At 42.6% G+C, this 13,627-nt stretch carries 10 protein-coding genes; 3 read left to right on the forward strand and 7 right to left on the reverse strand.

Annotated features, from left to right (window positions below; all coding sequences use genetic code 11):
* Positions 1 to 44: 44 nt before the first annotated feature.
* The gene (locus HKX39_RS08540; protein ID WP_171680903.1) at positions 45 to 680 is read right to left on the reverse strand and encodes a LysE family translocator; all 636 of its coding nucleotides are present in this window, start codon (positions 678 to 680) and stop codon (positions 45 to 47) included.
* Positions 681 to 754: 74 nt separating this feature from the next.
* Between HKX39_RS08540 and HKX39_RS08545 the strand changes: the two genes are divergently transcribed.
* Positions 755 to 1,951: a trans-sulfuration enzyme family protein gene (locus tag HKX39_RS08545; protein ID WP_171680904.1), complete on the forward strand. Its 1,197-nt coding sequence runs from the start codon at positions 755 to 757 to the stop codon at positions 1,949 to 1,951.
* Between the two features lie 95 nt (positions 1,952 to 2,046).
* Here HKX39_RS08545 and HKX39_RS08550 read toward each other — a convergent pair whose 3' ends face one another.
* The 4 genes from HKX39_RS08550 to HKX39_RS08565 form a co-directional block, all read right to left on the reverse strand.
* Positions 2,047 to 2,661, reverse strand: a complete 615-nt coding sequence (locus HKX39_RS08550) for a thiol:disulfide interchange protein DsbA/DsbL (protein ID WP_171680905.1) — start codon at positions 2,659 to 2,661, stop codon at positions 2,047 to 2,049.
* 128 nt (positions 2,662 to 2,789) lie between these two features.
* Positions 2,790 to 3,617: an SPOR domain-containing protein gene (locus HKX39_RS08555; protein ID WP_171680906.1), complete on the reverse strand. Its 828-nt coding sequence runs from the start codon at positions 3,615 to 3,617 to the stop codon at positions 2,790 to 2,792.
* A gap of 7 nt (positions 3,618 to 3,624) precedes the next feature.
* Positions 3,625 to 5,310, reverse strand: a complete 1,686-nt coding sequence (gene argS / locus HKX39_RS08560; RefSeq protein WP_171680907.1) for an arginine--tRNA ligase — start codon at positions 5,308 to 5,310, stop codon at positions 3,625 to 3,627.
* Positions 5,311 to 5,390: 80 nt separating this feature from the next.
* Positions 5,391 to 8,834: a phospholipase effector Tle1 domain-containing protein gene (locus HKX39_RS08565; protein WP_171680908.1), complete on the reverse strand. Its 3,444-nt coding sequence runs from the start codon at positions 8,832 to 8,834 to the stop codon at positions 5,391 to 5,393.
* A gap of 101 nt (positions 8,835 to 8,935) precedes the next feature.
* Here HKX39_RS08565 and HKX39_RS08570 point away from each other — a divergent pair, with 101 nt between their 5' ends.
* Positions 8,936 to 9,301 (forward strand): DUF1840 domain-containing protein, encoded by a 366-nt coding sequence (locus HKX39_RS08570; RefSeq protein ID WP_171680909.1) that lies wholly within the window; start codon positions 8,936 to 8,938, stop codon positions 9,299 to 9,301.
* Between the two features lie 125 nt (positions 9,302 to 9,426).
* Here the strand turns inward: HKX39_RS08570 and leuA are convergent, their stop codons facing one another.
* Together leuA and HKX39_RS08580 are read right to left on the reverse strand one after the other, a co-directional pair.
* Positions 9,427 to 11,097: a 2-isopropylmalate synthase gene (leuA, locus tag HKX39_RS08575; RefSeq protein WP_171680910.1), complete on the reverse strand. Its 1,671-nt coding sequence runs from the start codon at positions 11,095 to 11,097 to the stop codon at positions 9,427 to 9,429.
* A 421-nt stretch (positions 11,098 to 11,518) separates the two neighbouring features.
* On the reverse strand, positions 11,519 to 12,133 hold the full coding sequence (locus HKX39_RS08580; RefSeq protein ID WP_171680911.1) for a hypothetical protein: 615 nt from the start codon (positions 12,131 to 12,133) through the stop codon (positions 11,519 to 11,521).
* A 6-nt stretch (positions 12,134 to 12,139) separates the two neighbouring features.
* On the opposite strand from HKX39_RS08580, the gene rpoN reads away from it, so the two are divergent.
* Entirely contained in the window at positions 12,140 to 13,510 is a 1,371-nt protein-coding gene (rpoN, locus tag HKX39_RS08585) for an RNA polymerase factor sigma-54 (protein ID WP_171680912.1), read from the forward strand.
* The last annotated feature ends 117 nt before the right edge of the window (positions 13,511 to 13,627 follow it).

Genomic DNA, 13,627 nt, shown 5'->3' on the forward strand with positions numbered 1-13,627 from the left:
CCGTAGTTAGTATGCATCTATGGAGGTTTTGTATTGATGAGGATTTATTGTTGTGAGAGTAATAAATTAATTGCCAATCCTACAAAGACAATGATTGTCAGAAGATTTAAGGCATATTGAGCCTTAGGTTTATCTTGAATAATTTTTCCAAAATAACCACTAAAAAGGGCAATACTTCCCATGGTAAACAAGGCCGCTAACATAAACACTGCGCTCAACAAAAGTAGTTGCTGTGTGGTAGATACTTCGCTTGAATAAATAAACTGTGGTAGAAAGGCTAAGAAGAATAAAGTTACCTTAGGGTTAGTAATATTCATAAAAACCCCTCGTCGGTAGTATTGCCAAAGATTCATTTTAGGCTTTGCTGAGTTGGTTTCTGTGGAAATGCTAATAGGTTTTGATTTGGCAGTTAGATAAGCAAGATAGAGTAGATATAAGGCACCGACAACTTTAAGAATAAAGAAGGCTGTTGGTGATGTTTTTAAAAGCGTCGCGACACCCAAGGTCACTAATAAGGTATGGAAAATTAATCCAGAGCATAAACCGAGCACTATGCTAATACCAACGCGTAATCCATGCAAAGCACTTTGTAAAAGAACAAAGATATTATCCGGTCCAGGCGATAGTGCGAGTAGTACGGAAATACCAAAAAAGCTAATAAAGATCTCGAAAGGCATCATAAAAATTTACTGTTATACTGTACGGATTAGTACATAGTAATCTTCTTTCTTTTAAATTTAAATAAGTATTTCCCATGGCACATTCATTACTGACAAAACTCTCTCATCTTGGTACCGCACCTTGCGATGAATTTCACCCTCGTGCGCCAGTCGCTTTACCTTCTATGCGAACAAGTACGGTACGCTTTAATAGTATTGATGATTTGCATGATACGTATAAGCGACAAGCTGCAGGGGAGCGTATCGTCGGGTATGGACGTATGGGGATGGACACGCATGCGGCTTTTGAGCAAATTATGTGTGAGTTAGAAGGGGGGAGTCGTGCCTTTTTAGCACCATCTGGGTTAAATGCCATCAGTATGGCGTTATTAAGCTTATTGAGTGCGGGTGATCATATGTTGATTGCCGATTGTGTTTATGGCCCTGTGCGTCAATTGGATGATACTGTTTTGCGGCGAATGAATATTAGCAGTACCTATTGTTCAATGCGCGATATGGCGACGTTAGAAGCGAATATTCAGCCAAATACAAAGCTGATTTATGTTGAAAGTCCGGGGTCTTTGTTATTTGAGATGCTAGATTTACCAGCGATTGTTACGGTTGCTAAAAAGCATAACCTGTTGGTTGTTACTGATAATACGTGGGGATCGGGTATTGCTTATCGTCCACTTGATTTGGGTGCTGATGTGAGTGTGGTCGCCGTGACAAAATATATCGGAGGTCATTCGGATTTATTAATGGGTGCGGTGGTTGCCAAGGATGAAGCGGTGATTAAGCAATTGGATATTAATCAATATGCTTTAGGCTTTTCGACAAGTGCCGATGATGTATGGTTGGCGATTCGTGGTGTGCGTACGATTGATGTGCGGATGAAACGCCAAGCAGAAAGTACTTTAAAGGTATGTGAATTTTTTGAGCAGCAAGCGGAAACTTTACAGATTTATCACCCTGCTTACGCAAAAGATGTAAATCATGCATTATGGAAGCGTGATGCCTTAGGATCCAATGGTATGTTATCGGTAGCATTAAACTTTACAAAGGCGCAGACAAAGGTTTTTGTTGAGGCACTAGAGTTATTTAGTATTGGTTATTCATGGGGTGGTTATGAAAGCCTCATTGATATGGTGAATACGGATTTTCTTAAAAATCATGCGTATTGGAATCAGAATTACCCAAGCTTAGTGCGTATGCATATTGGTCTGGAGAGTGTTGAGGATTTAATAGCCGATTATGAGCAAGCATTAGCAAAGGCAAGAGCTGTTGTAGGGTAGAGCGCTGAGTAGTTGTACAGCATAGATAGTTAGAAAGCCATCTTCTATGAGGAAGATGGCTTTTTGATGGAGAGGCTTATAGAAATTCGCTTGGCTTATTTGACTTCTTTAGCTACTAACTCTTTAACTAAGGCAATGCTGCTTTCGTAAGTGCCTGTCATCCCCGGAGAGGTGAGGTATTTACCTGCCACGGCAAATGACGGTGTAGCATTGACTTTGTACTGGTCAGTTAAGGTCGTCGCATTGCGAACTTTGGCATTGACACCAAAAGAGTCATAGGTTGATTCGAAACTCGCTTTGTCGATACCTTGAGACACTGCCCAATCCACGATAGCTTCTTTGGTAAAGAGACGTTTTTTCTCTTTGTGAATGGCATCAAATACTTTTGAATGCAAATCTTTGCGATCTAAAGCAACGAGTGTATAGAATAAGTGCTGCATAGGTTGCATTGAGGCATTAAAGCCGACCGGTACAGGGACTAATACAGCCCCTTCGGGCAAGTCAGTAGAGAGTTGCTGAACCATAGGTTCCATAGCGGCGCAATGCCCACATGCATAAGAGAAGAACTCTAATACTTCAGTTTTATTAGGAGTTTGAGAAGTAAATGCAGGGTCAAATGAAACGTATTTTTCTTGCGCTTGTGCAGAGGCCGCAATAGCGACAAAACCAAGGGCTGGAATAAGTTTTTTAAGAGTATTAAAAACTGACATGTGACATCCTTATAAATAAGATTATTTTTATTATGATGACACAAAAAAATAGCGAGAGGGTTAGATATACTGCCCTCTCGCTTGCTTTTGTACTTCAATTTGTTTCCAAATTAAACAAATGTTGCATTTTAACGAATGACCGTTGCGTTGATATTTTGTGATTTTAAACGCTCTTGAGCCTCTTTAAGTGAGGCATCTGATGAGAAGGGTCCAATGCGAACACGGTTAAATTCGGTGTCATTGACTTTTGCTTTAGTAATGGTGATATTAGAGAACCCTTGCATTAAGAGTTGTGCACGTTTGGCATCTGCCTCTGAGGAGCTTTTAAAAGAGCCTATTTGTAAATATTGTGGGTCACTTGTTTTTGACGTGGTTTTTTCAGGGGCCGGTGTTGCTTTAGCCACTGCTTGTGCTTTAGGTTCGGCTTTTTGAGGGTTATTCATCGTATTAATAAGATGACCAATTTGGTCATCAGATTTTGTCGATGGTTTGCTGGCAACCTGTTTAGGAGCGTCTTTTTTAGGCTCCTTGGTATCCGGTTGCTCTGATTTAGGTGTCTGAGATGGTTGTTGCTTAGGTGGTTGTTGTGCCGTAATGGCTGGTGCAGCAGGGGTTACCGTCTCAACAGGGGGTTGAGTGGTCTGACCTACTTGCTGTGCGATTGATGGAGGTGGTGGCTCCACCGTTGTTGTTTCGATAGGTGGTGTCTGTGCAACAACTGGTAGCTGCTCTGGCGCAGGTGTCACGATAGGTGTTGGCTCTTGTCGTGGTGCAGGAGGCGTCAGTTTTTGTTGTTGAGTTATCACCGGTGTGCTCGGTACTGATTTTTGGGAGTCCGCACGTAGATAATATGCCGCTGCTGCGGCAATGCCGAGACCTGCAACGATACCAAAAATAACATAGCCGAATGGTGATGAACCATTGCGACGAGGAGGAGATTTGCGTCTTGTTGTCATAATAAAATTACATCTGTTCTGGTGAAGATACGCCTAAAAGATCCAAGCCATTTGCAATCACTTGACGTGTGCTATCGGCGAGTGCAAGACGCGCTAATTTAAGGGCTTGGTCGTCAATCATAATACGCTCAGCGTTATACCAAGAGTGGAAATCAGCCGCTAAATCTAATAACCAGAAAGCGATATAGTGCGGTGCTAAGTCCTTGCTGGCTAATGTAATCATATTAGGTAGTTCAGCGAGGCGTTTTAATAGCGTGATTTCTGATGGAGCCGTCAGTAAACTGATATCGGCTTGTTCGACTTGTTGGGCGAGCTCTGCGCTATCACGTAAAATCTTGCAGATACGTGCATGTGCATACTGGATGTAGTACACAGGGTTTTCTTCACCTTTTGATAAAGCTAGGTCAATGTCAAAGGTAAATTCGGTGTCTGCTTTACGCTGAATGAGGAAAAAGCGAGTAGCATCTTGACCCACCCAGTCGATAAGGTCTCGCATAGTGACATAAGAGCCTGCTCGTTTAGAAATTTTGACCTCTTCACCATTGCGTGTTACGCGAACCATTTTGTGAAGTACATAAGCAGGGTAGTCTTTTGGAATACCTAGGTCTAGTCCTTGTAAGCCTGCACGAACACGTGCGATAGTACCGTGATGGTCACTCCCTTGGACATTAATCGCATGGTGATAGCCACGATTCCATTTGCTTAAGTGGTAGGCAACATCGGGAACAAAGTAAGTGTAGCCCCCTTCTTTTTTGCGCATCACACGGTCTTTATCATCGCCTGTTCCTAATTCGGTGGTGCGTAACCATAAAGCGCCATCTTGTTCGTAGGTATGACCATGTTTGCTTAAAAGCTCAACGGCTTCTTCTACTTTGCCGTCAGTATAAAGAGAGCTTTCTAGGTAATATTGATCAAATTTGAGATTAAATGCTTTGAGGTCTAAGTCTTGTTCGTTGCGCAGATAGGCGACAGCAAAGCGACGAATATCATCTAAATTATCTAAATCACCTGTCGCCACAACATCTTGACCATCTGCGGTGACGGTTTTTTTGGCGATAAAGTCGTTGGCAATATCGACAATATAATCACCGCGATAACCATCAGCAGGATAGCTAGCATCATCTGGATCAATGCCACGAGCACGTGCTTGTACACTAACGGCTAAATTATGAATCTGGTTACCCGCATCGTTATAGTAGAACTCACGATGTACCTTATAGCCTGCGGCAGCGAATAAGCGGCAGATACAGTCACCGAGTGCGGCTTGGCGAGCATGTCCAACGTGTAAGGGTCCTGTGGGGTTGGCAGACACGAACTCCACCATTAAAGACTCCCCATTGCTCGGTGCTTTGGCGAAATCACTTCCTTGTTCTTGGATTTTGTTGATGACTTCTTGGTGAACCGCTGTAGTGCAGCGTAAGTTGATAAAACCGGGGCCTGCAATCTCGGCAGACTCAAGAACCTCTTTGGCAGCAGGGTTGCTCATAAGGGTATCAACGATATCTTGTGCCAATTCTCGAGGATTACGCTTGTTGGGTTTGGCGAGTTGCATGGCAATATTGCTGGCGACATCACCGTGTTCGGCTTGTTTGGGGCGTTCAAGTTTAATCGCGACTTGTTCTTGTTCGGGGAGTAATGTTTTTACGGCATCTGCCAGTAGTTGACTTAATGTATTTTGTAGCTCAGGGAGCATAGATGTATTTACCAGTTAAAGACCCCTAGGCATAGCATAGGGGTTTGTTTTTAAAAGAAATAATAGTAATCATACCATATTTACTCTACGACTTTGAGTGGGGCTGTCCAGTTAAGCTGTGTTTCTAGCCAATTGAGATATTTTTGGGCATCAAGTTTGCCGTAGATGGCGACATCAGCGACCGAGAGTTGACGTTCTTGAGTCGATAGAAACTCGACCTCTGCAGCTTTAGTATGTTCTTGACGCGTGCTATCGCCTAAATGCTCTGACTGTCCCTGCAAGAAAGCTCTTTTGGTTTGATTGGGTGCTTGCAGATGACGATCTAGTGTGCGGATTTTACGGTCATTTAAACCGTCTTCTCTATTATGGTAGTAAGAATAATAATATTCGCCATAGGTGTTATGCATGACGGGATTTTGAACAAGGTTTAGACGACTATTCAGCACGGTAGCTACTTCACTAAGAGGCTTTAATGGAAGGCCTAATTGTTGGGCTTGGGTATATGACCATGCTAAGGGGATATGGCTTAAATCACCAAAGTGGGTTTTTAAAGGGTTGTTTTTATCATTTAAATCATCGGGTACATGGACGCCGCCAGAGTCACTATGGTTGCCAAGAAAGCCTTGCTCAATAACATTGTCTTTGCCATGATATGTGGTAAGAGGGAGTAAATATCGGTATTCATTCATCGCTGCGGCATGGGTAATGAGCTCCCACTCTGGGGCCGCGGAGTAGTCAAAGCGATTATTATGAAAGCCATTAGCTCCAAATTGGGCAACCGTATCAAAAAGACCGATAAACCGTAAATCTACACAGGTACGGATGTCGCGGATATATTCTAGACCGTTTTGGATGTATCTTTCACTATAGTGGAAAAGGCCGTCATTCACCAAACTTTTGACATAATTGGCAAAAATCATGCCAATGGCAGCTCCGCGTGAGAAGCCGACAATATCAATGGGGGTGACATCGGTAAAATTATTATTTTTAGTGCTCATATAGTTGATGAGATTGCGTTTATGTTCATCTAGGATGATATGGGTAGTGGTTGAAAAAAGTGCTCCGCCCCATTTATCTTTCCAACTTTCACCAGGGATACCGCCTGGACCTTCTTTGTAGAATTTGTCGCCGTCATAGAGTTGGTAGAATTTCCAGACATTCGTGTTGGATTTTATGTTATTGGTGGTACCGTCAAAGGCAAAGAGCAGTAGCCCGAGAGGGTCAATTGCTTGTCGTGGTTGTTGCGCGGCATAACCATAAGGGTCATTTCCTGCAATAGGACCGAGCGGGTCTGGTTCAAAATAATGCCCTGCGGTTGGATCATAGGTGCGGAAGTAGTTATCATGCCAACCAGTTTCGGCATCATAGTATTGACCGGGTTGGCGGATATTAAAGCTGATGTCTTCCGTGATAATCGTGGCTTTTCCCATCGGTGAGTAATAGGCACGCCAACGGATATGTTGTTGAGCATCACTAATCAGAAAGGGTTGGCCTAGATGGTCATTGTGGACATAGAAGTTTTCGGTGCGGATAAGTTGGTGGGATTTATCGTATTGTTGCTCAATAAACCCGACTAACATCAGACCGCGATAAGCATAGTGTCGTTGGGTATAGGCGACTTTACTTTGCTTATGTTGAGGAGAGTTTGTTTTGTGAGGATAGTATTCTTCGCGACTTAAACGATTACCTTGATAATGAAATAAGGTACGTCCTTGCATCGTTTCTTTTGTTGTGCGACGACTATGTTTGTCATAGGTATAGGTTGCTATGGTCTTGCCATTTTCGAGGACTTTTTCGATACGTTTGCTTTCCCCATAGATGACTTTACGATGATCTATCTGGGTAGGTAGACCTTGTTTGTCGCGTTGAATATTGGGAGTGATAGTTTTGCCATTGATAGCAACACCTTTGCTCGTACCATCTTTATGCCATGCATAATAAAAGAGTGTTTCTTGCTCACTAGGAAGATGAAATTGTTTGGCGGCAATCAACCGTTGTTGATCATCATAAAGATACTCATAGTCTAGACTGATATCTTTATCAACAAAATGAATGAGTTCTTGTTGAAGGAGTCGAGGATCCCAATAAATACGATGTTGTTCCCAAATAGGGGAATTGTTTTTTTCTAGACTGAGAATTTGTACGCTTTCATCGGGTGATAGATGCTTTAAGATTAAACCATTTTTATAAACCAGTTGATTGTCTTTAAAGGTGACAAATTCATTCTCTTCGGGAGGTTCTTCTAAGTAGTAGCGAATAAGTTTATGAGGGCCGGGTGGTTGTGTGCCAGTATATGGGGTATGCCAGTTTTTGACATAGCCATGATGATTATACTGAATACTGACTTTATTCCAAGTGGGATGTTCAAACTCGATTTTGTTGATGCGCTGTGCATCATCGCGATGAATGGAAAAGCCATTTAGTAGGCTAAGCTGCCCTTTATCATCATATTGTGCATTAGTGCCTACAGGTGGGCAAAGATGACAACCATGCCCCGTGACTTTTTCGAGGAGATATTGACCGTTTCGCATCAGACCATGAATTTGTGTTTGACGACCTTTTTCATCGGTAATAATGGTGATGCTACGATCATTGTTTTTGAGAGCCTCTTGTTGATAATAGATAGAAAGACGGTGTTGTGCAGGGTAGCTGGAGCGACTATAAATCGCTTTGCCGTCCTCTTGATAATGCCATTCGTTCAGACGTAGAAATTGCTTTTCTGGGGTAAACATAACAATACCGGTGAGACGGTATGGGTCTCCTGCTTGGAATTCGGGTTCATAGAGGTATTTACGCTCCCAGTGATCAGCACGTTGTACTTTATCAAGTTGATGGTAAAGTCCCTGTTCTGGTTTTTGGTAATGATAGTAGATAGTCCCGACAGGCGTGGTGATATGGCTAAGCAACAGGTCTTCTGCTTGTTGATAGTGAAAAGTTAGCTCTTCGTCCTGTGTATAAACGCGAGAAATTAGCGACTGAGATTTGCTCTGGGTGTGTTCAATATGAATATCAGGAAACCCTTTAATCGCTAGTTTGATCATGAGTCCTTTGGAATTAAAGGTGCGGATAGTACCTTCGGGGGTATGCCATTCCCAGTGCTGTTGAGTATTTTGTTGTAGATGCCCATAAGATGCTATTTGGGCTTTTGTTTGTGGGCTCCCATTCGGTGGATGAAAGTCAATGCGTTGACCGTCATCCATGAGAATTTGCCAACTGTGTGGAAATTGGAATAAGCGGGTGTTGTAGCTGATATTCCAACCTGCGCCATAAGGGCTGGCGGTGCTTGCCATGGAATTATAGTAGCGGGTGACTTCCAGTCCCGATAGACGCATGAGCATATCATGTTCTGCTTGGAATTTATTACCACTCATTAGATGGATGGGGTTGCCAGCGCCGAGATTGAGTGAAGGTGCTCTTGAGGAATGTGAACATGGATTCCCCGTTTTAGCGGCTGGGCAGGTGTTTTCTTGTGCTTGAGCTGTTATGATGAATAGGGTGCCAATAAGACCAAATAGAAATTTCATCGTTAACCTCGTAAAGTTAAGTAGATGCAGTTATTTTCTAATTGGGATATTATTTTTACAATAGCACTGACACGTGTTTATCCATTAGGAGTTCTACTAATATGTTGATTACTTTTTCTTCAAATTCTAGCGGTGATGTATTAATGCTCGATAAGCATGCTTTGTTGGTATTGAATGCTTTGGGGCGAGCCTATGAGACGGTACCTGCTGAAGGGGTGATTACGCATGCTCAATTGACAGAGAGTATTGAGGCTTTAGAAAAAGCGATTGCAGAAGATAAAAAAGAAAATGTGAAAGATGCTTATCAAGAGGAAGATGAGCGAGAGGAAAAGGGGGAAGATAAGCCTCATCCTATGCAAGAGCCTGTGAGCCTTGCACGTCGTGCGTTTCCTTTGTTAGAGATGATGAAACAAGCGCTAAAAAATGAGAAGGATCAGGTGGTGTGGCGAACAGGGAATGCGTGGTAAACGAATAGCTTAATTCTACTTATTTTTCGCTAATTCAGCACTATTTTGTGCCATTTAAGTGTTATTTTAGCCAAGACGGCGAACCATCTTTTGATGATTCGCCGTTGTTGCTGAGTGCTTTGTGATTAACCGTTATTAATGTGACGATTCACAGCACTTAATACGGCATTAAATGAGGCGGTGACGATATCTTTGTGGATACCCACACCAAAGCCTGTTGCTGAGTCTCCTAAACGTAATTCCACGTAGCAGACAGCATTGGTTTTTTCACCAGAACCTAAGGCATGCTCATGGTAGTCCATAAAGCGGATAGGTAGATTCAATGCATCTACAAATGCAGAAATAGAACCATCACCCTGACCGCGGACTTTTTTCACTTCATCGCCATTTTTAAGTTCGGCTTCGATGATAAAGGTATTGCTATTATCACCATTAGATGAGGTGGTGATTTGGTGGCTCACAAGACTCCAAGGTGTATTTTGTGTAAGGTATTCTTTTTTGAAGATATCGTAAACCGCATTACCATTAACCTCGGTACCTGTTTCATCTGTTACGCGTTGGATAGCACGACTGAACTCAATCTGTAGGCGACGTGGTAAATTTAAACCATGCTCATTTTCTAATAAGTAAGAGACGCCACCTTTACCTGACTGGCTATTGACACGAATCACGGCATCGTAACTACGACCTAAATCGGCTGGGTCGATAGGTAAGTAAGGAACTTCCCAAGGTTGGTCTGCTTTTTGTTGGGCAAAGCCTTTCTTGATGGCATCTTGGTGAGAGCCAGAGAAAGCGGTAAAGACTAAATCGCCCACATAAGGATGGCGTGGATGTACAGGAAGCTGATTGCAGTATTCGGCAGTTAGGCGGACGGCATCAATATCAGAGAAGTCTAAACCGGGATGTACGCCTTGGGTGTATAAATTAAGTGCTAATGTCACTAAGTCTACATTACCTGTACGTTCGCCACTACCGAATAGACAACCTTCTACTCGATCCGCACCTGCCATAACAGCAAGCTCTGCTGCTGCAACGGCTGTACCACGGTCATTATGTGGGTGCACGCTGACGATAACATTCTCACGGTTATTCACATGGTTACAGAAGTATTCGACTTGGTCAGCGTATAAATTAGGGGTGGTTGCCTCAATTGTTGCAGGTAAGTTAAAGACAATCTTACGGTCTGCTGACGTTCCCCATTCAGCTGCGACAGCATTACATACAGAGACCGCAAATTCTGGTTCTGTCGTACTGAAAACCTCTGGAGAGTATTCAAAACGCCAGTTTACTTCGGGATATTTTGCCATGGCGGCTTTGACCATACGAGTACCTGCCACAGCGAAATCACGTACTTGGTCTTGGGTCATATTGAAAACGATTTTGCGGAAAGCAGGGGCTGTCGCATTGTACATATGAATCATGGCGTTTTTAGTGCCAGCACATGCCTCGGCTGTCCGGTTGATTAAGTCTTCGCGCGCTTGTGTGAGTACGATGATTGTCACATCATCAGGAATAAGTTTGTCATCGATAAGGGTGCGAACAAAGTCAAAGTCTGTTTGCGAGGCAGAAGGGAAACCGACTTCAATTTCTTTGAAACCAATCTGTACGAGGTGTTTGAAGAAACGTAATTTACGTTCAACACTCATCGGCTCAATGAGGGATTGATTGCCGTCACGTAAATCGGTACTCATCCAAATAGGCGGTTTAGTAATGGTTTTACTTGGCCAAGTACGTTCAGAGAAGTCACGAGTAAAAGGCTTAAAAGGGATATATTTTGAAGCTGGGTTAGAAAGCATATTGCACCTGTTTATCTATCAGATACCCAGTGCATTCAGGACTAGCCTAGTTGTCACTGGGATTTGTTTATTTAAAAAATCCAAAGTGGCAGAATAAGGCTGCGGAGCACCACCAAAGCTCTAGGCTCGGCAACCGATCGCTAGGTCTAGCAGCAGTAGAGAAGAGTACGCACGAGCAGAAACGCCATTAGCTAAGTAACGGTCTGAGGAATTTAACAAGAATGAGTTAATTTGCGTATCCATAACCCTATTATTTACCAAAACTTACAAGAAAATCAAGTCCTAATTCGTGGTGGATAGAAAAAAACCTTGGAAGTGTTGTTTCCAAGGTGGTAGGAGGTGATGATGAGTCTTGAGTCGTAAAACGCCATACTTTAGTGTAGAGAGGACATTATTTCCTATTTTAAAAGCACGGAGGATGTTATTTTTCTTCTAAATCAAGCGAAATGCTGCCTAATAATTGATCTACATTTTCTTTTTCTCGTACCAACTCTTGGGCAGAGACTTCTGCTCCTGCATGTAAACCCAGTAGTTCGCGTTGTTGGCGAATTTGTTCAAGTCGGCTGACTCGATTGGCACGGAGTTGATTACGTGTATCGTGTAGGTTTTTAATAGTGATAGGCTCACGTTGATCGTCCCATACCCAAACGAGTACATCTTTTGCGCTTTGGGAAAGTTGAGGGATAAGGGTTTCCATGACTTCTTGTTTGGGTACAATATAGCCTGCTTTTTTGATGCTATTTTCGACCCATGCAGCCAGTATAAAATAAAGCACGACTGAGCCAATTAAAACTAAACCCCACCAGATATATTTGTTTATACTGTTAAGGTATTCGCTCACTTGAGGGCTGTATTGTTTAAGAAAAGCATAGTCTTGTTGAGCGCCAAAATGGAGTAACCAATTGGCAATAACTAGCCATATAATAGCTACTACTGCCACGACTACGATACGCGTGATTAATCTCGGTAGTGCAAGCTTAAATAGGGTTTTATTTAGTAGTGAAAGATCAGAGTTTTTTGAAGCTGATGGTGTCATAAGATAATGTCAGTAAATTTACAACAAGGAATAAGGGCAACGGTTAGCCAGCAGATGGTGATGACGGTACAGCAACAACAATCGTTGAAGTTGTTGCAGTACTCCTCATTAGAGCTTGAAACAGAACTAAAGCAGATGTTGCAAGACAACCCTTTGCTAGAGCTCGTAGGGGGTTCCTCAGAAGAGGGTTCATCTACTGAGGACTATCCTACTTATCGTCACGACGATGAGGAGGATTATAGCCCTGAAATGGTCGCCAAGGTAAGTTTACAAGATTATTTGCTTGAGCAGTTGGGAACAAGTGAGATTGATGATTTTCAAAAAACATTGGTGAGTTACTTGATTGGTGATATTGATGATAATGGTTATTTGTCGTCAACGTTGCCAGAAATTGTCACCGCTTTAAGTGAGTTATTACATCAACCTATCACTTTAGACGAAGGTGAGCAGGCGTTGGCTGTGTTACAGAGTTTTGATCCTGCAGGTATTGGGGCAAGGTCATTGGCTGAGTGCTTGTTATTGCAGCTAGATAAGCAACGGTTGGCTTTTAGTATTGATGTCGATGTTTTGAGTGTGGCGCGGATTATTTGTGAAAAGGGGTTAGATGCCTTAGTACGTGCTGATTTAAATGCATTGGAAATATTAGCGGAGACGGATATTGAGCATATTCGCCAGGCACATCAATTAATTCGCCGTTTAAATCCTAAACCAGGTAAGTTGTACAGTACGCCAGAAGCGGATTTGGCGATTCCGGATGTCTTGACACGTTATAAAAATGGATCGTGGGAAGTGTATATTAATCCTCAAGTGGTGCCAAAACTTAGGATTAATGCGGAATATGAGCGTATGTTAAAAGTGGTCGATAAGGCATCAGCAAGCAAGGAAATGCTAGAGCAGTTGCAGATAGCAAAACTTTTTATGACGCAGTTAAATCAACGGTTTGCAACATTATTAGCGGTAGCACAGAGTATTATGCAAGAGCAATATGCTTTTTTTCAACAAGGTTTATCAGGGCTTAAGCCTCTCACCTTAAAAGTGATTGCGGAACAGATAGGGGTACATGAATCAACGGTTTCGCGCGCCATTAATCAAAAATTTATGGCGACTCCCTATGGTGTTTTTGAGCTCAAGCGCTTTTTTAGTAGTGGTGTGGCGACACAAGAAGGTGAGCAAGCCTCAGCCACTGCTATTCAACAGAGAATTCGTGCATTCATTGAGGCAGAATCTAAAGCAAAGCCCTTATCTGATAGTAAATTGACTGAGCTTTTAGAAAAAGAAGGGATTGCGATAGCACGCCGTACAGTCGCTAAATATCGCGAAGGCATGAATATCCCCACCGCTTCTTTGCGTAAAGCACAGGCGCTTTTGCAGGGTTGAGGAGTTTCTTGTTATCACACAATCTTTTACCACATGATTCTAAGCAAAGAGGTTGTGTATTTTGTGCTGAATTGTTGTAAGTAATCCACGGTTTATTGAAGAACAGCTTGAAACAAT

The sequence above is a fragment of the Pelistega suis genome (assembly GCF_013133795.1).
Classification (GTDB): domain Bacteria; phylum Pseudomonadota; class Gammaproteobacteria; order Burkholderiales; family Burkholderiaceae_B; genus Taylorella; species Taylorella suis.